At 47.6% G+C, this 23,592-nt stretch carries 20 protein-coding genes; 6 read left to right on the top strand and 14 right to left on the bottom strand.

All coding sequences use genetic code 11. The features are described from left to right. Positions 1-3 precede the first annotated feature (3 nt). Positions 4-777 (bottom strand): SDR family NAD(P)-dependent oxidoreductase, encoded by a 774-nt coding sequence (locus ACJJIJ_RS02380; RefSeq protein WP_444898836.1) that lies wholly within the window; start codon positions 775-777, stop codon positions 4-6. 849 nt (positions 778-1,626) lie between these two features. On the opposite strand from ACJJIJ_RS02380, the gene ACJJIJ_RS02375 reads away from it, so the two are divergent. Together ACJJIJ_RS02375 and ACJJIJ_RS02370 are read left to right on the top strand one after the other, a co-directional pair. After that, a complete protein-coding gene (locus tag ACJJIJ_RS02375) occupies positions 1,627-2,304 on the top strand; it encodes a winged helix-turn-helix domain-containing protein (protein WP_444885759.1) in 678 nt (225 codons plus the stop codon). After that, complete coding sequence (locus ACJJIJ_RS02370) at positions 2,282-4,072, top strand: sensor histidine kinase (RefSeq protein WP_444938542.1); 1,791 nt, start codon at positions 2,282-2,284, stop codon at positions 4,070-4,072. Before ACJJIJ_RS02375 ends, ACJJIJ_RS02370 begins: the two co-directional genes overlap by 23 nt. A 119-nt stretch (positions 4,073-4,191) precedes the next feature. Here ACJJIJ_RS02370 and ACJJIJ_RS02365 read toward each other — a convergent pair whose 3' ends face one another. Further along, positions 4,192-6,918, bottom strand: a complete 2,727-nt coding sequence (locus ACJJIJ_RS02365; RefSeq protein ID WP_252084969.1) for a LamG domain-containing protein — start codon at positions 6,916-6,918, stop codon at positions 4,192-4,194. 625 nt (positions 6,919-7,543) lie between these two features. Here ACJJIJ_RS02365 and ACJJIJ_RS02360 point away from each other — a divergent pair. Further along, positions 7,544-8,020, top strand: coding sequence for a hypothetical protein (locus tag ACJJIJ_RS02360; RefSeq protein ID WP_252084968.1), 477 nt, complete (start codon positions 7,544-7,546; stop codon positions 8,018-8,020). 135 nt (positions 8,021-8,155) lie between these two features. Here ACJJIJ_RS02360 and groL read toward each other — a convergent pair whose 3' ends face one another. The 3 genes from groL to ACJJIJ_RS02345 all read right to left on the bottom strand — a co-directional run bounded on the left by groL (position 8,156) and on the right by ACJJIJ_RS02345 (position 10,831). Next, a complete protein-coding gene (gene groL, locus ACJJIJ_RS02355; protein WP_252084967.1) occupies positions 8,156-9,796 on the bottom strand; it encodes a chaperonin GroEL in 1,641 nt (546 codons plus the stop codon). A gap of 48 nt (positions 9,797-9,844) precedes the next feature. Beyond that, the gene (locus ACJJIJ_RS02350; protein WP_152452204.1) at positions 9,845-10,138 is read right to left on the bottom strand and encodes a co-chaperone GroES; all 294 of its coding nucleotides are present in this window, start codon (positions 10,136-10,138) and stop codon (positions 9,845-9,847) included. Positions 10,139-10,354: 216 nt separating this feature from the next. Continuing rightward, positions 10,355-10,831, bottom strand: a complete 477-nt coding sequence (locus ACJJIJ_RS02345) for an FxsA family protein (RefSeq protein ID WP_444885763.1) — start codon at positions 10,829-10,831, stop codon at positions 10,355-10,357. A 141-nt stretch (positions 10,832-10,972) separates the two neighbouring features. Here ACJJIJ_RS02345 and cfa point away from each other — a divergent pair, with 141 nt between their 5' ends. Together cfa and ACJJIJ_RS02335 are read left to right on the top strand one after the other, a co-directional pair. Beyond that, positions 10,973-12,118 carry a cyclopropane fatty acyl phospholipid synthase gene (gene cfa, locus ACJJIJ_RS02340; protein WP_252084965.1) on the top strand — a complete coding sequence of 382 codons (1,146 nt, stop codon included), beginning with the start codon at positions 10,973-10,975 and terminating at the stop codon, positions 12,116-12,118. Between the two features lie 201 nt (positions 12,119-12,319). Beyond that, positions 12,320-13,096 (top strand): hypothetical protein, encoded by a 777-nt coding sequence (locus ACJJIJ_RS02335; protein ID WP_252084964.1) that lies wholly within the window; start codon positions 12,320-12,322, stop codon positions 13,094-13,096. An 83-nt stretch (positions 13,097-13,179) separates the two neighbouring features. Here ACJJIJ_RS02335 and ACJJIJ_RS02330 read toward each other — a convergent pair whose 3' ends face one another. Together ACJJIJ_RS02330 and ACJJIJ_RS02325 are read right to left on the bottom strand one after the other, a co-directional pair. Further along, positions 13,180-13,941, bottom strand: a complete 762-nt coding sequence (locus ACJJIJ_RS02330) for an SDR family oxidoreductase (protein ID WP_252084963.1) — start codon at positions 13,939-13,941, stop codon at positions 13,180-13,182. 76 nt (positions 13,942-14,017) lie between these two features. After that, on the bottom strand, positions 14,018-14,989 hold the full coding sequence (locus ACJJIJ_RS02325) for a DUF481 domain-containing protein (RefSeq protein ID WP_252084962.1): 972 nt from the start codon (positions 14,987-14,989) through the stop codon (positions 14,018-14,020). Positions 14,990-15,277: 288 nt separating this feature from the next. Between ACJJIJ_RS02325 and ACJJIJ_RS02320 the strand changes: the two genes are divergently transcribed. Continuing rightward, positions 15,278-15,592 carry an MGMT family protein gene (locus ACJJIJ_RS02320; RefSeq protein ID WP_444885767.1) on the top strand — a complete coding sequence of 105 codons (315 nt, stop codon included), beginning with the start codon at positions 15,278-15,280 and terminating at the stop codon, positions 15,590-15,592. Between the two features lie 42 nt (positions 15,593-15,634). Here the strand turns inward: ACJJIJ_RS02320 and ACJJIJ_RS02315 are convergent, their stop codons facing one another. The 7 genes from ACJJIJ_RS02315 to ampD form a co-directional block, all read right to left on the bottom strand. Beyond that, a complete protein-coding gene (locus ACJJIJ_RS02315; RefSeq protein ID WP_444885768.1) occupies positions 15,635-16,909 on the bottom strand; it encodes an AmpG family muropeptide MFS transporter in 1,275 nt (424 codons plus the stop codon). A gap of 295 nt (positions 16,910-17,204) precedes the next feature. Next, positions 17,205-18,560, bottom strand: a complete 1,356-nt coding sequence (locus tag ACJJIJ_RS02310; RefSeq protein ID WP_444885769.1) for an AmpG family muropeptide MFS transporter — start codon at positions 18,558-18,560, stop codon at positions 17,205-17,207. A 93-nt stretch (positions 18,561-18,653) separates the two neighbouring features. Next, positions 18,654-19,229, bottom strand: coding sequence for a YbhB/YbcL family Raf kinase inhibitor-like protein (locus ACJJIJ_RS02305; protein ID WP_286037008.1), 576 nt, complete (start codon positions 19,227-19,229; stop codon positions 18,654-18,656). A 17-nt stretch (positions 19,230-19,246) separates the two neighbouring features. After that, on the bottom strand, positions 19,247-20,233 hold the full coding sequence (locus ACJJIJ_RS02300) for a threonine ammonia-lyase (RefSeq protein WP_252084958.1): 987 nt from the start codon (positions 20,231-20,233) through the stop codon (positions 19,247-19,249). Positions 20,234-20,328: 95 nt separating this feature from the next. Beyond that, positions 20,329-21,756 (bottom strand): aldehyde dehydrogenase family protein, encoded by a 1,428-nt coding sequence (locus ACJJIJ_RS02295; RefSeq protein ID WP_252084957.1) that lies wholly within the window; start codon positions 21,754-21,756, stop codon positions 20,329-20,331. A 173-nt stretch (positions 21,757-21,929) separates the two neighbouring features. Beyond that, positions 21,930-22,805, bottom strand: a complete 876-nt coding sequence (gene ampE, locus ACJJIJ_RS02290; RefSeq protein ID WP_444938541.1) for a regulatory signaling modulator protein AmpE — start codon at positions 22,803-22,805, stop codon at positions 21,930-21,932. 107 nt (positions 22,806-22,912) lie between these two features. Then, positions 22,913-23,473, bottom strand: coding sequence for a 1,6-anhydro-N-acetylmuramyl-L-alanine amidase AmpD (gene ampD / locus ACJJIJ_RS02285; protein WP_252084955.1), 561 nt, complete (start codon positions 23,471-23,473; stop codon positions 22,913-22,915). Between the last annotated feature and the right edge of the window lie 119 nt (positions 23,474-23,592).

Genomic DNA, 23,592 nt, shown 5'->3' with positions numbered 1-23,592 from the left:
CAATTAAGACTTTTCCATCGTCTGACGGGAAAACTTCAGTAGCATTTTACGAGGCAATAAAGGCATTATCCAATTCAGAAACAACTTTAGCCGCGTCTCATTGAAAGCAACCAGATCTCCACGCTCCATAGCCTGATAACCACATCTGGCAACAGACTCAGCTGAGCGGGCATTCTTCCAAATATCGACACCCTGAAGATCACCTGCCGCGACGAATCCTGTTGCAACAGCGCCGGGGCACAAAGCGGTTACTGTCACACCTGTGCCATTCAGCTCCTCAGCCAATGCCTGGCTGAATGAAGTTACATAGGCTTTAGTTGCGTAGTAAACCGCCTGTAAAGGGCCGGGAATAAAAGAGGCTGTAGATGAGACATTAAGGATATGCCCGCTATTTCGGGCAACCATACCCTTTAAATACAGATGGGTGAGATTGGTAAGGGAAATCATATTTACCTGCATCATACTCTGCTCAGCTTCCAAGTCCCGCTGATGAAAAAGGCCATGACCACCAAAACCCGCATTGTTGATCAGGGTACCAACCTCCACATTCTCACCTTGGGTTCGCTCAAAAATTCTCTGTGCGGACAACGGGTCAGATAGATCTTCAGCAATTACCATTGCTTGGACACCAAACTCTTTCTCCAACTGCTGCTTGAGTGATAAAAGCTTCCCCTCAGACCGAGCAACCAGAACCAGGTTGCCACCTTTAGCCGCATGTATCTTGGCCAACTCCAGGCCAATACCACCAGAGGCTCCTGTGATAAGTGCCGCTTCCATCAAATTGTCTCCCAAGTGTTAATCTTAGAATCAGTATATATACTAAAGACGCCAACCAAGAATCCGATTGTGCCGGTTGGCTATCCAAACATGCCATCGCTCAAAGGGATAGTTTCAACTTATCTAAGATTTTTTCAGAAACGATGAAATAAGCTCGAGATCTCGTTTCTCGTATTAAGGGTATTGAAATCGCAACCCCAGAACTTGAGAGACGCTACTTTTGGGTAAAGACGGAATAATTTCCTAGGGTAGCTTTCACTAGCGGTGACCATTGCCCTCGTATATACCATACCCATTAAAATTCAGTGTATTCAGACTACCGTTACTTATTATTTTTGATGCTGTGACTTTATGGTCGCGTCACTGTCCACTCTGGAGAGTAAGAACCTCTACCTCAATTGAGTCATATACTGTGACTCCGTGAAACCAACGCTCTAACATTCATACACTGATTACACCAGCCTGGGCTTAAACAACAGGGTATTCTCTTGGTACTTGATTTATATAGCATTGATATTACAAGGGGCATGAAGCACACTTAACACACAATTTAAGACGCAGTTTTAGCCTAACAACTGTTTTTTTGCTAGTGTTCTCCACATGCAAAAATCTAGAAAGGCTTCACTACTCCCACCCCTTCAGTAAGGTGTAAAAATAGCATTTATCACTTTTAAATTAATTATGTTCATGTCTAAAAGGCTGAAAGTTCCTGGCAACATTTAGTTACCCTTTAATATTCACCATGCACACATGACTTAGCCTGAGATAAATCAAAAACTTAAAAAATCAATTTAAAGAACTCGATCAACAAGTAACTGGCAACCAAAACTATTTACCAGCTAAAGATATATGCGAATCTTTATAATAGAAGACGACATCAAATTAAGCCATTACCTTCACAAGGGCCTCAACCAGGAAGGGCATAGTGTAGAGCTATGCCATGATGGAAAAACAGGATTAATTCAAGCTAGCACCGAAAATTTTGATGCAATCATCCTTGACCGAATGCTTCCTGGTATGGATGGGCTAAAGCTATTAAGGTCCCTGAGGGGAATGGAAATCAGTACACCGGTTTTAATGCTAAGTAACCTCGGAGACGTTGACCATCGCGTTGAAGGTTTACGTAGTGGATGTGATGACTACCTTTCCAAACCTTTTTCTTTTGCGGAGCTTTTAGCCAGAGTCGAAGTCATTGGTAGGCGCCAACCTCAGTCCAATACCTATGAATCCCTTATTGTTTCAGACCTTGAGCTCAATCTCTTAACAAGAAAGGCACAACGCAGAGGCCGTAGTATTGAGCTATTAACCCAAGAATTCAAACTCCTAGAATATCTTATGAGACATGAAGGTCAAATTATTACAAAAACAATGCTTTTGGAGCAAGTCTGGGACCTTCATTTTGACCCCAAGACCAATGTAGTAGAAGTACACGTAAGCAGACTGAGAAAGAAAGTTGACCAATCCCAGGATAGGCCTCTTATTCACACAGTAAGGGGGGCCGGTTATGTCCTTCATGAAAAAAATTAAGCTACATAAAAGCTCTAGTTTCAGACTGGCAATTATTACATTCAGCTGCGTCTGCCTTAGCTCCAGTATTTCACTGGCAAGCATCTATTTACTCACAAAGCAATCCTTGACAAATCCAACATTTCATAAAGTTGAAAATATAACAAAAGAATCTATTGCGGCAATCAATGAACTAGAGTTTTTTCACCCCGACCTTTTCCCAAACTTCCAAAATGTAAAACCTAGAAATTTTATTAACAACCACGCTTCACCATCAAAATTTACTAGCGATTACACACACCATTTCAAACACCTTTTAAGTAAAAGCAGCTTAAGTCAGCAAGAGAAACTTGCTATTCAAGGGCGATTATTCGCACTGGGAGAGGACATAAATCCCCCTCTAGAAAAGATTCCGGCCAACTTAATCTGGTATCTGCTTAACAGCGAATTTCCCGAAGATTTTCACGATTATGTAGACCAGATTACTGATGAACGATTTAGCCATTGGCCCCAATATCATAAAAAACGTCACATAGATACAACACTACTTACAAAATATTATATTGAAACTGAGTATTTTTTAGATACAGAGGACCTCTGTGTACAGCTTCAAGATAGAAAGGGAAATATTATACTCAGCAATATCGAAGGAACTTCCCCACAAAGCACTAATTATAAGTCTACATACACAGCAACCTACAATCCAGACTCTACATTTTCTCAAGAACATGAACAACACATATGCCTAGCAAAATCCTCTCAACTTAGTGATGGAGGAGAACTCATACTGGGAAGGGATTTCACCCAAGAATTTCACTTATTGAAAAACCTTAACTCAGCTATTTTTTATGGGCTTTTGATCACTACAATTATTAGTCTAATTTGTGGATATCTTGTATCTAGGCAATCAGTCAGAAGAATAAGCGAGATCAACAAAGTGTGCCGCCAAATTATGTCTGGCGATCTGGACAGACGGATCCCATATAATAGTAATGGCGGAGACTATGATCAATTATCTATACATATCAATACAATGCTGGACAAAATTCAACAGTTGATGATGGGGATAAAGCAGGTTTCCGACAACATTGCCCATGACCTAAAGTCCCCACTTTCTCGGCTACGAGGCCAGCTAGAACTATTATTGCATATAGAAAAACCAGATAAAGATACCATCGAAGCCATTATTAATGAAAATGACAAGATCATAGAGTGCTTTAATGCATTACTCAGGATCTCACAAATTGAGCAAGGAACGAAAAGGTCAGAATTTCGACACTTTTCACTACACAAACTCCTTAAAACCCTAATAGAAGTCTATGAACCGACTTTTCATGATCAGGGAATATTTCCATCCATCACTTTAGATGATGAGCAGCATATGATTTTTGGGGATAAAAACCAATGGTCTCAGTCTATTGCAAATCTATTTGATAATATAATTAAGTACGCACCAGGAAGTGGCAATCTGGATATTAGGCTTTCAGCCCAATCTCAGCAGGGTAGAGATTATCTTCGTCTGCAGCTACACGATAGCGGTTCAGGAATTCCAGAAGATGATCAAAAAAAGGTCTTTGAACGATTCTACCGGTTGGAATCCCATAGGCATACAAAAGGCAACGGACTTGGATTAAGTCTTGTTTTAGCTGTTTGTAATTTACACAAAGCCAAGATTCATTTAGCTAACTGCAATGGATTAAAGATACAGATAGATATCCCATCAATCACAGAACCACATTCCGCCCATCCTTTAAATTCTCAAGAAAGCAAGCCCACTGAATTATATTGAGTGTTTATCTGCAAGAGGAAAAAAATTATTTATAGTTAATTTCCACTTACAAAATAGAATTGCCATACTATGGTATGGCAATTCTGCTTATTCTTAAAATATAACAACCAACAATAAGGTTAACGCTCACCAACAGAATCACGAATAATTTCAATGGATGAATCCATGGTCGCCGTTACGGGCAACCATACAATCAAAGTCTGAGATCCATCAGTATCTCTGATAATACCCAATTTTACATCGGATAGTGCTTTGCCATTGAATTTTACTTTCGGAGTTTTACTTGTTCCCCATTGGCGAATAATGAGTGATGGGTTTACCAAAGGACTACTATCATTAGCTTTCACTAGCAAAGAAATATCTCCTGATACCCCATCTGATGTCAGGCTATAGGCTCTTTCATCTGTGATAAAAGTAATTGCATTGTCCTTAACACCTTGAACCGCATCTATCACAGGTGGAGAAATCCATGAACCTGCCAAGTCTTGTAAATCAACCGGTGTTCCCTGAGTAAATCCATACATCATAGATCCAGAACCATATTCAAAGGCCTCTAGATTACCAACCGCAAAGTGAGAAACTCTATCATTGGCAACGGAGAATCGACCATCGGAAGGAATTTGAGCTATTGGCCAATGATTCCAAGGGCCTGCAAACGGAAAAATACCTCCCAGGAAATCTATATGCTCTGAACTCTCCTCATTAGCAGAGGGAAAAAAACCACCTGCCTGACTTACTCCAAAGACCTTCCAGTTTGTTTGGCTATTGAGCACCGCAATATTACCGGGCAAAGGGCTGGGGTCCGCTCCATCACTAGGTCTGTCTAAGGATATAGGATAAATTATATCAGAGGAGTCCCCCTTAAGCCCCGCAATCGAAACTGCATTATAATTCAGGAAGTCCTCAGCCTTTTGACCAGGTCCTAGTAACCATTGGAAGTCCTGGTAAAATTCTACTCCACCTTCATCAGCTGCAGGATGGTAAAAAACATCCCGGATTGCCACCCCATCGGGATAAATTGTGTGCACCTCATCAATATAAGCAGTATCCATAACGAGTAAATCAAATACATCTGCAGCAGCATAACGCCAGTGAACCTTAACCCGCGCAGGAGTATTTTCAATCATGCGAACATGGGTTCGTAGAGCCGCCTTATCAGACATGTGTTCAGCCAAAGAAACAATCGGATTGACTGAAACTGGAGTTTCAGGATCATCTGGATCTGGAATCACTAACTCCACACTTTGATCAGACATCCACCGATTATCCGTCACCAAGTTCATGCCGTGTGATGTTCCTCGCCAATATACATAGCTAATCGGCTTATTATCGAACCGGACTACAATATCTTCGTTGTCCGTAACCCTCCATAGGTTATCCCAAGCATCATGAAAGTCTAACTTTGTATAAATCCCACCAAACTTCTGAGGGTATTTTTCCAAGTCTGGCAATTGCCGCTTTGTAAAACTAGGATCTGGGGCTTTCTTTTGTGCTAATAAAAAACCATTGTAACTATCATAAAAATCCTTAGATGTCAGAGAGTGCTTATAAATGGCAACTTCGTCTATTGCCCCCTCAATACCGAATATACTGGAGAAGTGATTGAATTCATTTAATTCACTCTCCCGAACCCCATCGGTTGCCGGTAAAGGTGAATTATTCATCCCCACAATCATTGGCATATCTGGAGTCGAAAGATTGACATCATAAGATTGACTTTTATCTAAAACACCATTGATATAGAGTGATAAATTCTTTTCTGCAGAAACACCAACATGAACCCACTGATTAACTGGGATTACGCTATCAGAGATTAAAGTTTTTCCATTTACCGTAAAAAGGAGTTTACCGTCAGAACTTACTCCAAAATAATACCCCTCATTTCCCATATTATCTGACTGGTGAATGATAGGGGCATTATTCCATGGATAAGCGGCTAGATTAATCCAGGCTTCAATAGAAAGAGCCTCCTTAAATATGGGTACCTCATCCTGCGCGACCACCACTGCTGATCTATAACCGTCAAAAAAAAGGGCCGAACCAGACACACCAGCGATCCAATCACCTCCGTGGCTGTCAATATATCCAGTCGCTGATTTCAAGCTCTCAACAGTACTCGTGCCCTTACCCTCATCAAACTTCCAATGAGCCACTGGCAAGCCAGGGGGAGTATAATTGACTATCGCATTTCCATTACTCTGAGACACACCTGCCTGTAGCTCTCCAGACTTATTTTGTACATCAGCTATGCCATTTTCCGTGAGACGCATAGTCTGAATAATGGCCCCTCTACGCACATCCCAGTCTGTGATGGTATCAGTGCCTGGCCGGTATAACCTGGTTACATTGCCATCTCGAGTAATCGTATAAATCTCATGGACTACCCCTTCGGGATCTCGCCCCATTGTCGCATTAGCTTTCGGGAAGTAACGCCAATGAATAACAACCTTTTCATCTGACTGCTCTAAGATACGAACATAAGAAAAGTCATTTGATTTATCAAAGCGAGTATTGGCATCACTCGAAATATCAGCCAAATGTGCTACAGGATTAGAATTGTTTCCAAAATGCCAGACAGGCCGGTAACTATGATCACGAGCAAAAACAAGCTTACCTTTCCCTTCAAGGTTCACAATGATGTCAGCATAAGGCCCTGTGATCTTTTCCGGAATATCTACTGAGTTGACACGGGTATAGTGCGCAAAAAAACCAGCCGACGCTTGGCTTAAGTCTACTTGCGAACTCCTGGATTCTAACGCCTGCCCCTCTCCAGAGCCCCCCGAATCCTTGCAGCCTAGTACTGCAAGACAGGCAGCTAGTACAAGATTACCTTTTGATAGCAACATATCTGCTCTTTCCTCCCATTTACTGAAAGGGAAGTCTAAAAGGGCATGCTAACCCTTTGCTGGACTGAACATTAAATATATGTAATGTTTCTCCTCCAAATTAGTATCAATTACTTATATATCGAGTCCTTGCCGACCTATATCATCATCCTTGTTACAATCCAGAAAGTAATAAACAAAAACAATCAGAGAATTATTTTCAAAAGAAAGGGCTATCTCCTCAATTACCTATTTCACCAAATAAGGATATAGATCTTAAACACACTGCACAGAAATAAGCCGAGAGTTAACCTAACCTAAGCGGCAATTGGCCCATTTGAAAGTCTGAAACAATGAATAAACCCGAAAGTTATTTAAAACTAAAAATACTTTTTCTTATCTCTCTATTAGTAGTAGGAACTTTTTTATTAGTAGCGCAAAAGACGCAAACTGATCAAGAACACCAGAAAATTCTCTCCGTGCTTTTTATCGGCAATAGCTACACTCGCCCGCTTCCTACAATGATCCAGTCAATCGCTGAAATTAATGGGACACAAATCACCTATAGATCCTTAACCCCAGGTGGATGGACCTTGCGAAAACATTCTGAGTCTGAAGAGACATTAGAAGCTATTCATGAGAGAAAATGGGACTTCAGGAACAGAGCCAGCTTCCATCTTTTCCTGAAGAACAGAGACGAAAAGAGATTTACCCTTACGCGAAAAAACTGACGGATGAGGTTCGAAAAGCCGGAGCCACCCCTCTGCTCTTTCTAACCTGGGGACGCAAACATGGAGATATTCAAAATATTCCTGACGATACTCGCAGCAAAATGCAAACTCGTCTGCTAGAAGGCTACCAAAATATGGCTAAAACAACATTCTCAGAAATCGTTCCAGTCGGCCTTGCGTGGGAGGCAATTCAATCTTTAGATAAAAACATCGACCTTTACACTCATGATGGAAGCCATCCCAACCGTAAGGGTGTCTATCTATCTTCTCTAGTCTTTGCTTTCCATCTAGTAGGCTTATCGCAGTTAAATACTCCTCCCATCACGGGTATTCCCGAAGAAACAGCAGAGTTACTTGCACAACAAGCTAAGGCACTCACATTGAGTCCATAAACTTTTCCCAAGTCTAACCATCATTGGGAATATCCAGGCATGCTTCGACTCGTCACAGCAGCTATCTAGCATTTTGTTCTGGACAAAAAAAAGCCCCGCAATTGCGGGGCTTTTTAGATAGGCTGTTAGGCCGGCTTACATCATGCCGCCCATACCGCCCATGCCACCCATACCGCTCATGTCAGGAGCAGCCGGCTTGTCTTCCGGGATCTCAGCAACCATAGCTTCGGTGGTGATCATCAGACCAGCAATAGAAGCTGCCGCTTGCAGTGCAGAACGGGTTACTTTAGCAGGGTCCAGGATGCCCATTTCCAGCATGTCACCGTACTCGCCGGTAGCAGCGTTGTAACCGAAGTTGCCTTCGCCTTGCTTGATCTTATCAACAACTACAGAAGCTTCATCACCAGCGTTGGCAACGATTTGACGCAGAGGCATTTCCATAGCGCGCAGGGCTGCAGCGATACCGTGGTTCTGGTCTTCGTTGTCGCCAGTTACAGAGATAGCCTGAGTAGCGCGAACCAAAGCGGTACCACCGCCAGGTACTACACCTTCCTCTACTGCAGCGCGGGTAGCGTGCAGAGCGTCTTCTACGCGAGCTTTCTTCTCTTTCATTTCCACTTCAGTAGCGGCGCCTACTTTGATTACTGCAACACCGCCAGCCAGTTTGGCTACGCGCTCTTGCAGCTTCTCTTTGTCGTAGTCGGAAGAGGACTCTTCGATCTGTGCACGGATCTGGCCAACGCGAGCTTCGATGTCTTTAACATCACCAGCGCCATCAACGATTACAGTGTTTTCTTTGGACAGGGTTACGCGCTTAGCAGTACCCAGGTGCTCCAGAGTAGTACCTTCCAGCTCCAGACCAACTTCTTCAGAAATTACGGTGCCGCCAGTCAGGATAGCGATGTCCTGCAGCATGGCTTTACGACGGTCGCCGAAGCCAGGAGCTTTAACAGCAGCAACTTTAACGATGCCGCGCATGCTGTTTACAACCAGAGTTGCCAGCGCTTCGCCTTCTACGTCTTCAGCGATGATCAGCAGCGGCTTGGAAGCCTTAGCTACTTGCTCCAGCAGGGGCAGCAGGTCGCGGATGTTGGAGATTTTCTTGTCTACCAGCAGGATGAAAGGGCTATCCAGCTCAGCAGTCATGTTTTCTTGGTTGGTGATGAAGTAAGGAGACAGGTAGCCGCGGTCGAACTGCATACCTTCTACTACGTCCAGCTCGTTTTCCAGGCCAGAACCTTCTTCAACAGTGATAACGCCTTCTTTGCCCACTTTTTCCATGGCTTCGGCGATGATGGTACCAACGCTCTCGTCGCTGTTAGCGGAGATAGTACCTACCTGAGCGATAGACTTGGTGTCTGCACAAGGAGTGGACAGACCAGCGATGTGGTTGACCGCTGCGGTTACCGCTTTGTCGATACCGCGCTTCAGATCCATCGGGTTAAAGCCAGCGGCTACGGATTTCAGACCTTCGGTTACGATAGCCTGGGCCAGAACGGTAGCGGTGGTGGTGCCGTCACCGGCAGTGTCAGAAGCTTTGGAAGCAACTTCCTTCACCATCTGCGCGCCCATGTTTTCGAACTTGTCTTTCAGTTCGATTTCTTTTGCTACGGAAACACCGTCTTTGGTTACGGTAGGAGCGCCGAAGGACTTGTCCAGAACTACGTTGCGGCCTTTAGGCCCCAGGGTAGTTTTAACGGCGTCTGCCAGGATGTTTACGCCTTTCAGCATTTTCTGACGAGCGTCGTCACCAAAAATTACGTCTTTAGCTGCCATGATTCTTATTCCTCAAATTCTTTTTGCGAGTAAAGTTAAAGACTTTTCTTAGCCTTCCAACACGCCGTAGATGTCACCTTCGCTCATGATGATCAGCTCTTCGCCGTCCACCTTGAGGGTATTGCTGTCGGCATAGCGACCGAAAACAACAGTGTCACCCACCTTCACAGACAGTGCGCGAACATCGCCATTGTCCAGCTGCTTGCCCTCACCCACGGCTACCACTTCACCTTGGTTCGGCTTTTCTTTGGCAGCGCCTGGCAGCACGATACCGCCAGCTGACATCGCTTCTTCTTCCTTACGGCGTACTACGACGCGGTCGTGTAAAGGACGAATTTTCATGGATAAGTTCTCCATTGAGTCGTTTTTTTAAGGTTTTCAACATCGGCGGCACTGGCTTTATGGGCCGGTAACCTCACCCCTCCCTGATTCCCAGAGGCGGGGCTTAATTCTCAGTTGAACCCTATCTATGGGCGCGAGAATGGATTTCAACACTCTTCAATAAAAAAACTACAAAAGTGCCGGGTGAAGCACAAAATAGTGCACTATTTAACCAGTTCAATCTTTATGATGCTTATGATCTACCTGATCCATAGGTTTTCGCTCATCTCGAGAAAATTCCCCCTCGATAATATCTGGACCGCGTTGGTTGGGGTCCGAGCTGCGGGGGTCACCAGGCCGCACAATGGTGATATGACGCACCAGTCTCCCCAGTAGCAGTTGGCGTAAACCAGGTATTAGGCAGGCAAATCCGAGGGCATCGGTGATAAATCCAGGAGTGAGCAACAATGCCCCGCCCACGGCAAGAAAGATTCCTTCAACCATCTCCTGGGCAGGTATATCGCCTGTTCGCATCTTCTCCTGAGCCCGCATTAGGGTCGATATGCCCTGCCGCCGCAACAGGGTTACGCCAACAATAGCGGTTAAAAATACCAATCCAATCGTGGGCAAGGCGCCGATTTCTCTCCCTACGGTGATTAAAACCCACATTTCAAGTACAGGTAGGACTATAAATAGAAGCAGTAATGGGCGCATTGAGGGAATTCCTAATAAACCAGCTCTACGAAGCTGGGACGATCAAGGTTTTTCAATATGCTGAAGTAAATGGAGTGGGGAGGCAAATTATTCAAGGGCGCCTCAATCAACCCACAGCAACTAGGAGAGAGGGAGGCTTTGATGGCAAGCGAGCAGCAGGACACCATAGAAGTGCCGGCCATTGGCCGCAGTCGCCACTTGGTAGACGAAATATTAGCCGAGGCCGACATCCAGGTGAATGGTGATAGGCCCTGGGATATACAAGTCCACCGCGAGGAGGCCCTAGACGAGATTGTCGCTCGTCACAGTATGGGGCTCGGTGAGACTTATATGCGCGGAGATTGGGATGTCCAAGCGCTGGACCAATTTGTGTACAAAATTCTGGAAGCCGACCTTGGCCGCCATGCCAAGACCTGGCGCTATGCTTGGCGCTACCTGCGCAGTTTCTTAATCAACCTGCAAAGCCGCCGTCGCGCCTTCGAGGTTGGTGAGCACCATTACGATCTCGGAAACGAGTTTTATACAGGTATGCTCGATAACCGCCTTACCTATAGTTGCGGTTATTGGAAGGATGCTCAAACCCTGGACGAAGCTCAAGAAGCCAAGCTCGACCTTATCTGCCGTAAGCTGCAACTAGAACCTGGGATGCGTCTATTGGATATCGGTTGTGGCTGGGGGAGCCTGATCGGCTATGCCGCCCAGAAATACCAGGTAGAGTGTGTCGGAGTAACGATCTCCCGCGAACAAAGAGCCTATGTTTCCGAACGCTATGCCAACCTACCGATTACCGTCTCCCTACAGGATTACCGAATGCTTGATGAGCCTTTCGACCGTATTGCCAGTGTCGGAATGTTTGAACATGTTGGGCGTAAAAATCATCGAGCTTTTATGGAAGTGGCTAAACGCTGCCTAAAGAAAGATGGAACTTTACTGCTCCATACTATCGGTAAAGCAAGACCGGCCAATACCGATCCATGGATTGAAAAATACATTTTCCCCAATGGAGAAATTCCGGCTGCAACGCAGATAACCAAGGCAGCCCAGGACCTTCTCACACTTGAAGATCTGCATAACTTTGGGCCTGACTACGATAAAACCCTGATGGCATGGCATAAAAATTTCGAGGAAAATTGGCCGCGCTTTGCCGATCGTTACGGCAGACGCTTTTATCGTATGTGGCGCTATTACCTGTTGTTCTGCGCCGCTACATTTAGAGTTCGCAGAGTACAGCTCTGGCAATGGATGCTCTCAAAAAATAGGGTTGGCGGTGTGGAGAGAATTTGCTAGATCAAGAAACTTTTGATTAAAGACTTCAAATTCTTCCAACATTGAGAGTTCCAAAAGTCTGGGGGAGCAATTGGTAGCAGCAATTTAGCTTTACTTCTATCAAAGCTTCACCCAGACCATTCTCCTGATAATCAAATCCATTAACTATCGCCATTTGCCTGTAAGCCTTATTAATACTTGCTGCCGCCAGGTCTTTACTAAATGCATTATCTATTCACAACCCCTGAAGGACTAAATCTATTTATAGAGGTTCATACGGTTGCAGCCATCATCTTAACGTTTATTACTATCCCATTAACTCTTCTGATGAAGAAGGGCAGCCGTTACCATCGGATCGGTGGCCTCAGCTCATTGTTGATTGCCATTATCTTTTCCATCAGTGCCCTGCTGATGCTATTCAACCCTTACATCATCCCGCATCTCAAGGCAGATATTCCTAAGTACCAGATCGATATTGCCTATGTCTACAATACCCACCCAGACCTTTTATTACTGGGATTGATCAGTATATTCAGCTACTCCATATTTTCTGCTTACCGAATATGGCCGAGAATCAAGCACTCTAATGATGGCAGAATCACTTCCAATATTATCGATTGGGTATTGGCTGCTATAGCTGCCTGGGTCGCAGTCTTCTATTTCCAGGTTTTTCTTTACGATATTGGTAAACACCCCAATTATGCCAACATTTACTTGGCTCCATCCGCGTTAATGCTGTTTTTTGTTGGACTCGATGTCTATACGTTTTTTTTCCGACCGCAAATAACAGGCCGACCATGGTGGGCCCTGCATATGTGCAAGATGCTGTATGCCTGGTCGGCACTAATCAAAGGTTTTGTGATGCGGGATTTTCACTTATCTTTAGAGCAAACCGTATTTCACGAAGTGGCATCCATCCTGGCCTGGCTCATTATTTCCTTATTTGTATACCTGTTTTATCGAGAGACTCTCAACACGCGATATGCAAGGAAGGGATAGATAAACCTTAGAGTCATTACTGAAAGGCAAATAAAAAAGGGCGAACAAAGTTCACCCTCTTCTGATCGCGCACTGCTTAATTATTAAATACGTGCACCACCATCGATATCCAAAACTCGACCAGTTAGATAATCATTCTCCAGAATAAACGCCACGGTTGAGGCAATTTCCTCTTGCTCACCCAGGCGTCTCAATGGCACTTGCTTAACCAGACTTTCCAGGATTTCCGGGCGCATCTGCGCAACCATATCAGTGCCAATAAAACCTGGAGCAATTGCAGCTACCCGCACACCGTAGCGAGCCAGTTCACGGGCCCAGGTTACGGTCATAGCGGCAACGCCCGCCTTGCTGGCAGAGTAGTTGGTCTGCCCCATATTACCTGCTCGGGAAAGGCTGGAGATATTAACCATCACCCCGCCCTTGCCACTCTCCGCCATAATGCCCGCTGCCGCTCGGCCACAAAGAAAGACACCTGTCAGATTCACATCAATAACAGACTGCCACTGGGCCAGAGACATACGATCGGTAACTTTGCCCTCTTTGCATTTCAACAACATGCCATCGCGCATAATTCCGGCATTATTGATCAGCACCTGCAGGCCACCAAAATCTTCGGCAATTTGCAGAAAGCCCTTATCTACCTCTTCTTCACTGGCTACATTGATAATATAGCTACGAACCTCGGCGCCATGCTTTTCACAAGCGGCAACGCTCTGCTTGAGGCCTTCCTCATTGACATCAATCAATGCCAGCCGTGCTCCGCGTGCAGCCAGGTATTCCCCCATTGCTCGCCCCAAACCCTGGCCTGCGCCAGTAATCGCCACTATGCTGCCGGCAATCTGCATGATGAACTCCTTATTTTTAAATTTTATTGCTGCTGTGCCTTGGCAACCTTCTTAAAAGCAGGTTGCCAGCAAGATACTACCATTCATAACCGACACCCACGGTTACCTTGGTATCCTCTTTTTCACTCTCGAGTGATGGTGTGTTGTCGTACTGCCACTGGTAGCCGATTTCCATCAATATGCCTTCAACCAATGGTGTGCGTACACCCAATTCGGCATTTGTCTGATAATCATCACTGCGGTCAAAAGACTGTAAGATTTCCTGTTTGAAGTAAATTTCCGGGCCAAAAGAAAATTTATAGTCATAATCTAATTTAAGCCGGCCTGCCACATATTGGTCATCCTGGTCTTCACTCAACTCGGTATCGATAAAATCTTCCTGAAGACTACTGACACCACCTGCCAGTGAAAATGCTGTTTTATCTGTATTGTAAAATAGGTAACCGAGACCGAGACCCATAGTGGTCCCCAAATCCAAGTTGCGCGCCTCTTCATGCTCCCACTCAGTGTTAGCCTCGGCAAACCACTTTTCTGCGAAGATCCAGCGCAAGTCATAGGTCAGCTGGTATTTTTCCAGGGCACCATCATCTTCACTATCTTGGTTCTGGTAGAGAGCTCCTATCAGATGATGAAAATCCCCATGACGTACATCCAAATTGAGTTTGGTATCCAGGTCTTTTCGCTCACGGTTACCAGATTCAAAGACACCCCCAGCACTCACGTTGCCTTTGAAAGTCAGTGGGTTACTGACAAAGTGCGGATACGGCTCTGCCCGCTCGACTCCAGGGAAATCAATTAACCAACCATCTCCCTCTGCGCAATAGACTTCCCACTGCTCCTGCCGGTGCCCCGCCAGGGTACAGGGCTCATCGCGCCCGGCAATCTTCAAGTCGGTATCAACGTCCATAGAGACGACTTTGGACTTATCGACTTTGACCTGGCCAAAAGTTTCTGACTTCCAAATTACCTGTTCGCTATCAACCAGCACCAACTCTCCCTGAATACGGTCACCATTCTCAAGGGTGAGCACACCAGCATGGAGTGGCAAAGACGCCAGACAGAGAAGAGTTTGCGTGAAAAACCTAGACAAGCGTGTCGATAGAACCACAGGAGGACCTTAAAGTTTCTGGGTGAACCAACAGTGAAAACCGTTCTAAAAAAACAAAACAAGCTGCAATAATGCCATAACTGTCATTAATCTGGCACGCCGTTACTACCCAACTACTTATGGCAATACATGGGCAAGACTCCTTTAGATGCTCATTTATAGCCTATTCGGCATCAATTGCGGCAAACTGAAGCTAACTTCCGGTAAATGGTTTAGCAGAGAAATTTTGTGAGCAAAGAACAAGCCAGCGATACACTTGCCAGAATATGCCGCGTTCTGGCCTCAATCCCATGTGGCCATGTAGTCACCTATGGGGATCTGGCGGAAATGGCCGGCTTCCCCAGAGCAGCACGACTTGCGGGCCAACAATTGAGGAAGTTACCCAAAGACACAACCCTCCCCTGGCACAGGGTGATTAATGCCCAGGGCCGTATCTCCCTGCCAGAGCCAGGAGCCTCTCGCCAGCGGGAGCGGCTGGAGAGTGAAGGAGTTAGTTTTCTTAGGGGGCGGGTAGATATGGCGAAATATCGCTGGAAACCCTAAATCAGGCATCCTCTGCACAGTCATGGAATGATCTTGCCACTATTAAGCCTCTTCGCCCTCGCCTCGCCAGGGGGCTACGACAAAGAGTAACAGCATCCCCGGCACCGCAAGCGCTGCGCACAACAGGAAGAAGTTGGTCCATCCCATAGACTCTACCAAGTACCCCGTGGAGGCATTGGCAAAAGTTCTGGGCAGGGACGTCAATGCTGTAAAAAGTGCCAGTTGTGTCGCAGTGTGTAATTTACTGGTTGTTCGAGCAATAAAGGCAATAAACACCGCTGTCCCGAGCCCCACCCCTAAGTATTCAAAAGCAATCACCACTGCCAGTAACCAGAGGCTGGGCTTAAAGCCCGGGGTGCCAACCAAGCCCTCATTGGCTTGGGCCAGAATCATAAAGCCGAAGATCGAAACAAGCTGAATAACCCCAAAAATCCACAGGCACTTATTAATACCGATGCGTACGATTAACAGACCGCCTAGAAAGCCGCCAATTACCGCCGGCCAAAGTCCAGCATTTTTAGCGACAATACCAATATCCGTATTGGAGTAGCCCATATCCAGATAGTAGGGCGTCGCCAGGGCTGTTGCCATACTGTCGCCCAGCTTGTAAAGAAACATAAATGCCAATACTAAAATGGCATGCTTAACACCGTTACGAGTGAAGAACTCTACAAATGGCAGGACAATTGCTTCGCGCAAGGACCTAGGCCGCTCCGCTGGATGTTGCGGCTCAGCTACCATCAAAGTCATAAAAACTGCGATCAGCATAAAAGCTGCCGTCACCCAGAAAACCTGTCCCCAGGCCAGATGATCAGAGAGAATCAAGCTGAGAGAGCCCGGCACCAAGCCGGAAATCCGGTATGCGTTGGCATGAAAAGAGTTACCGAGCCCCAACTCCCAGTCCGGTAGAATTTCCCGGCGAAAAGCATCCAGGACAATATCCTGACTTGCACTAAAGAAGGCTACGCCAAAACACAGGGCCGCGATCGTCCAAATATTAAACTGGGGATTGAACATGCCCAATGCGCCAATAAAAAGGATCAGCAGCAGCTGCATCACCAACATCCACCCCCGGCGGCGCCCCAGTATTGGAAACGCGTAGCGCTCCATAAGCGGCGCCCAGATAAACTTCCAGGTATAGGGCAATCCCAACAGGGAGAAGATGCCTATCGTCGCCAGGTCCACCCCTTCAGTTCTCAGCCAGGCAGGTACCAGCTGAATCAGCACAAACAGCGGCATCCCCGAGGAAAAGCCGGTACCGATACAGATCAGCATTCTCCGGTTAAATACCGCTTCCCTGACTGTTTCGTGGGACATAGTTTGTCGCGTTTATTTGTTAACTCTGCAATTGAAAATGTGCGCTCTCCAATTAACACAGCGATAAACCCAAATGCGGGGGGAGTATTAGCGGCGCACAGGAGAGGTAGTGGTTTCCCCTCCACCAACATAGACACAAGCTGACAAAAATGCTCGGTGACTACCGTCACCCAATTCACAAATAGCTGGTAACCAAAAACGCTAAAGGCCACGTTCAGTGGCCAAAAGGAAAATCGATAAGCCTTCGATAGGAAAAACGAAAAGAGAGGGGGCACCCTATGGCCGCGATAAGCCCTTAACCCGGCTGGGGCTGTTCTTCACTCCAGCCGCGTCTCTCCCGCCGCCAAAAATAGATAGAAAGGAATATGGCCGGCAGCCCCATTAGTGCCGCATAAATAAAGAACTGGGCGTAGCCCTGAGCATCCACCACGATACCGGAGAAGCCACTGATAAATTTACCCGGCAGTGTCATGAGTGAGCTGAACAGTGCATATTGGGTGGCTGTATAGGCCTTATTGGCCAGGCTGGAAAGGTAAGCAACGAGCACAGCATTAGCCATACCACCACTGATATTGTCGGCACTAATCACCAGCGCGAGCCATGCCTTGTCCGGTCCTATCAGTGCAAGCTGAGCAAACAAGAGATTGGTACACGCCACCATCACTGCACCGAGTATTAATGGGCGCAGCACACCATAGCGAACAACTAAAACCCCGCCGAGAAAAGAACCGATAATGGTACAGAAAAACCCAAATAGTTTACTGATTTCCGCGATTTCAGTCTTGGTGAAACCCAAATCCAGATAAAACGGATTCGCCATTATCCCCATCGCAATATCGCTGAGACGGAAAATACCGATAAAAACCAATAAAACGAGGGCAAAGCGACCATTGCGCTGAAAGAATTCAACAAAAGGGCACACTACAGCTCGAATAAACCACTGTTTCAGGCGGCCGTGCTCCCCCTTCCCCAACAGGCGTTCTTCCCACTCACTTTGCAGCTTATCTGCCTCTTTGTTCACCTTGCTGTGATCAGGCTCGGAGACAACCAAGCATGTAATCACCCCCACCCCCATGAGGGCTGCCATCACAAGATAAGCACCTGACCAGCTGAAAGCATCCGCAATAAATAACGCCCCGGCTCCGGCAATCAGCATTGCTACTCGGTAACCGAATACGTAGTTAGCCGCCATAGCACCCTGGTAATCTTCATCCATGGCCTCTATTCGGTATGCGTCAATTGCCACATCCTGCGAAGCCGAACAGAAGGCAACCCATAAAGCGAGCAGGGCTACTTCCATCAGTGATTGCTGCGGGTTAACGCTGGCCATACCCACTAGCCCGATAGCAATCCCCACTTGAGATACCAACATCCAACCGCGGCGTTTACCCAACTTATCAGTGAAAAAAGGCAATCGTAGTTGGTCAATAATTGGGGCCCAAAGCACTTTTATCGAAAAGGTAATTCCCACCCAAGCGAAGAAACCAATAGCTGTGCGGCTTACACCAAAATCTCTCAGCCAGGCGGTCAGGGTAGAGAAGACCAATAAGAGCGGAAGGCCGGCAGAAAAGCCAAGAAAAAACATGGTGAGTACACGAGGCTTAAGGTAAGCACCGAGGGCTTGCCCCCATGTCAGTTGCTGCTGCGACATATTCAACCTTTCCCCTTAAACCCCATAATTGGCCTTGGTAAAATAATGCGGGCAACTAGCCCGCACTTGGCCATCAATTTAGAACTGATGCGCTCAGTGACCCCACAGAACCTCGAGCTCGGCCTCCGCCAATTTATTGGCATTTACATTGAAACCCACTTTAGCGGGGGAGGAGTTCTCATCCAATGGCAGCGAGTCTACTTTCAGGGCATAGACTCGAAAACGGTAGCGATGATCGCCGTGCCCCTTTGGTGGACAGGCGCCACCATAACCGGGGTTGCCGTAATCATTGCGCCCCTGAACGGCCTCTGGTACCAAACCATTTTTCAGATCGCCCGCGCCCTCTGGCAAACTGGTTACCTCAGCGGGAATATTGAACATCACCCAGTGCCACCAGCCACTGCCAGTTGGCGCATCGGGGTCGTAAACCATTACCGCATAGCTTTTAGTTCCTTCAGGGGCGCCGCTCCAGCTCAGTTCGGGGGAGAGGTTTTCTCCGCCACATCCACTGTACACATGGGCCAGAGGCATTTTGCCACCGGGTTTTAATGAGCTGGAAGTGAGCGTCAGCTGCCCAGCTTGTGCAGCCATTGCCGCCAGGAAAAGGGCCGATGCCACCAGGCCCGAACTGAGTTTGCAGTAAATAAAGCGGCCAAATCCTAAATTCATATTCAATCGTCCTGTAGTTATTTTTCGGCTCCGGCCAACAAGCTCGAAGCCCGGTCCAAATCCATATTGCCGCCGGTGAGGACAATCGCAACATTCTTATTGCGAAAGCGCGCGCTGTGCTCTAGCACAGCTGCCAGGCCAACTGCCGCAGAGGGCTCAACCAATTGCTTGGTACGCGTCCACAACAGCTCCATTGCCCGCACGATACCATTTTCTGAAACTGTCACAATATCTCGCACCGTGCGCCGAATTACAGAGTAATTTCTGCGCCCCAGTGTGGTGCGTAGGCCATCTGCGATAGTTTGCGGCTGCTGGGTGGTGACATGCACACCACCACGTAGTGATCTCTGAGCGTCATCTGCGCCAGCGGGTTCCGCACCAATTACCAAGACATCTGGTGCCAGGGCTGCCATGGCCAAACCAATTCCGGCGAGTAGCCCTCCGCCCCCCACGGGTGCCAGGAGCACATCCGGAGTAAAACCCTGATCGCGGCATTGCTGTACCACTTCCAGGGCAACGGTACCCTGCCCGGCGATAATACGACTATCGTCAAAAGGCGGAACCACATGGGCTCCCGTCTCCTCTACTACGGCTTGCAGTGCGGTCTCGCGCTCCAATTGAGTAGGACCACAAATAATTATTTGTGCGCCATAACTCTGTACAGCCTCACGCTTAGCCCTGGGCGCCGTCTCGGGCATCACCACAATGCAGGGTAGGCCCAGCTCAGCAGCAGCCCAGGCCAAAGCAGCACCATGATTTCCCGAGGAGTGAGTCGCTACCACTTCAGCTCCAGCGGGCAGATTGGCAAGGGCATTGGTGGCACCGCGGGCTTTGAAGGCACCTACTTTCTGTAGATGTTCACACTTGAACCAGAGGTTAGCGCCCCCCACTTGGTCGAGTAATTGGGAGCGAATTAGCGGTGTTCGGTGGACAGAGTCAGCAATGGTTTGCGCGGCACAAAAAACATCCGCACTGGTGGGTAGGTCATTACGATCCGAGGGCATAGCATTTTTATCTAAATAATTTTTGCTGAATGTACCAATTCAGCCCCCCAAAAAACCAGTAAAATCCCCGCTGCTGGTCACACTTCTCAGTATTTCTACTTCTGCAGCATTCTCAACAAACTGAATTTGCGTTTGCTGTAAGGGGCGTAACGTAAATTAACATCCAAAATATTTTTGCGCTTCATTACCGCTTTATAGTGGCTAAAAGTTTTAAAGCCATGTTCACCGTGATAACAACCCATACCGCTGGCTCCCACCCCACCAAATGGCAGATCTTGGGCCAGCATAAACATCATGCAGTCATTCACACAAGCGTTACCGGAGCTGCAGCTGGAAAGAATCCGTTCGGCCAAGCTATCGCTTTTAGTAAAAATATACAGGGCCAGCGGTTTTTCCCGCTGATTGACAAATCCCTCCACTTTTCCGAAGTCATCCAGTTCGACTACCGGCAGGATTGGCCCGAAGATCTCATCCTGCATCACTGAAGCTTCGAGATCGACGCAGCGCATCAGTGTCGGCGCTATATAGCGGTTGTCGGCATCTACCTCACCGCCATAAATAACATCTCCACCACTGAGAAGATCCGCCAGGCGCAGGGTATGCCGGCTATTGACGATACGTCCATAGTCCGAGCTCTTTTGCGGGTCCTCTCCGAACATTTTTGTCACCGCCTGCTGAATAGCAGGCACCAGGAGATCGGCGGTGTGACGGGTGCACAGCACATAATCCGGTGCGATACAGGTCTGCCCTGCATTGGTAAACTTTCCCCAAGCAATGCGGCGGGCGGCGAGTTCAATATCGGCATCGTCAGCCACAATACAGGGGCTCTTGCCCCCCAGCTCCAATGTAACCGGGGTCAGGTGCTCAACTGCAGCCGCCATAACAATCCTGCCGACTCTAGCACCACCGGTGTACATAATATGATCCCAGCGCTGCTCCAGTAACTTAGAGGTCTCAGCCGCAGCGCCTTCAACACAGGCAAAAGCGTCGTGGTCGAGGTAACGTGGCAGCAGTTCAGCAATCAATTGGGAGATACTGGGAGCCAGCTCCGAGGGTTTCACAACTGCGCAGTTACCCGCAGCAATCGCGGGAACCAATGGCGACAACAACAACTGCAAAGGGTAATTCCAGGCACCAATAATCAGAACCACCCCAAGCGGTTCCGGCTGGATGTAACTGTTTGCGGGCTGGGTCAAAAGTGGTGAGGATACTTTGCGAGGGCGAACCCAGCGCTTCAAGTGTTTCAGAGTATGTTCGATATCAGCGTAGAGGAAAGCAATCTCGGTCAGATAAGCTTCTTGTGGCGCCTTATGTAAATCTTCACCCAAGGCCTGAATAAAGCGGGATTCATTTTCACTGAGCATCTTGCGCAGTTGATTCAACTGCCGGCGTCTCCAGCTCAGTTCCACAGTGGCACCACTACGGAAATAAGCCCTAAGGCCAGCAACCAAAGCTGCGGTATTGCCACCACTTGCCACACTGAGATCTGACAGCATTTGTGCTTCCAGTAATGAAACCTTCAACCCCTACATCCTCCACTAAGTATATGTCGCCCGCAGCCAGGCAAAGAACCTGGATTTTGTAGCGGGCGCAATCTTCTTGGATACTGGTGTTAAGTCAAGTAACTGTTAGCAAATTAATCCCACTTTATAATTTTTTGTGGAACTTTGATTCCAATGGGTGCGAGTGTTCACATTTAGAAAAACAAGACAGTAAGTGCCAGTGCGGTAATCCACAGCAGTAGGGACCTGGATAGTAACGCCTGCAAACCTTCGATCTCCGCACCACTCTGGCGCTGGATATGGGAGAAATCTGCAGAGGCACTGCACTCACTGGCATCAATCCCTCCCAGGGCCCCCTCCAAATAGGATTCGAGAACCTGATCAGTATCCCGTTCCCGGCACATCAGGCACTGCCTCCAGGCCCTGTAACAGCCGGCAAAGTTACCGACAATGGCGAAACTTAGCCCCATCAACCTTACTGGCACCCACTCCAGCAACCACAGCCAGCGCGCGGCCACAGCCTCTCGTTCGGTTCCCCGAGCACGCTCCGCGTAAAGAGCGCTCAGGCGAAACAGCAGCGCCCCCGGAATACCCAGCAGGATAAACCAAAACAAAACGGCAAAAAGTCGCTCGAAAGCGGAATAGGCCGCTCCGCGAAATACCTGCTCATGCAAACGTCCGCCCTCGGCGGCACTCTCGTGAATTTCCCGCAACAGGGGGCGTGCCGCTTCGGCGGCCCCGTTAAAATCACCCCGATACCAGTTGCGCAGATAAGCACTCAAAGTCTCATTAAAATTTCCACGCCCCAGGCAATAGAGCAATAGAGGGACCCCTAGCAAAAGCCCCCCCAAAGCCCCAGCGAAAGATTGGGCAAAAGCCATTGCCAGCGCCGCCACCAGAACCGGCGGCAGGACGCTAAATCCGATTAGCAAGCCTTCTTTTCTCTGTAGCAGGGAAAGCCCCTCGATGTGGGTACTCCAGCGATCGAACCAGTGATCGCGATGTAAAGGCGCGCCCGATCCCCAAATTTGTACCAAACCTAAGGTCAATAAAATAATCAGCAAGGTCATAACGTTGCCGTGATAGTGCGTAAAGAAATTCAGTTACCGGCACAAAAGTGCCGAGATTCGATTGTAAGACTCTATTGATAAATATGCGCCAATAATACCGCTCACAATTACTCGGCGACTTTTTTTACGTGCCCCAGATAGCGCTGCCAGTCAAAGCCTGGGCCCGGGTCTAATTTGCGCCCAGGAGCTATATCAGAATGCCCGGTAATTTTATCGACTCCTATCCCTGGATAAGCCTGCATAATCGCTCGGGTAACTTCTGCCAGCGCCAGATACTGAGCATCGGTATAAATATCCGTATCCAGGCCCTCCAGCTCAATACCAATGGAAAAATCATTGCAGTTGCTGCGCCCCCTAAACTCCGACTTGCCCGCGTGCCAGGCTCGCCGGTCCAAAGGCACATATTGAGTGACGATGCCGTCGCGATCGATAAGCAAGTGGGCAGAAACCTGTAAAGCGGCAATTTCCGTGAAGTAAGGGTGGGCATCAATGTCCAACTGCCCAAGGAAAAACGTATCAATATAAGGGCCACCGTACTGACCAGGGGGCAGGCTTATGCTGTGAATCACCAGTAGGTCTACAGGGCAGTTATCCGGCCGGCTGTTGCAGTGTGGGCTGGGAACACGACGCACCCCTGATAACCAGCCGGAATCCACTTGATATTTCAATCTGCGATCTCCGCTCCAAAAAAACTACCAACCCGAGTAGCCCGGGATTTCAGCAGTAACCATTTTATGGAAGCGTTGATCGATATGCCAATCCGTTTGGAACTGTCTGACGACAGAAG

The sequence above is a fragment of the Microbulbifer mixtoriginis (SeqCode) genome, from assembly GCF_052467945.1.
Note: the sequence above shows the minus strand (reverse complement) of the source record. Positions and strands in the feature narration are given on the sequence as shown.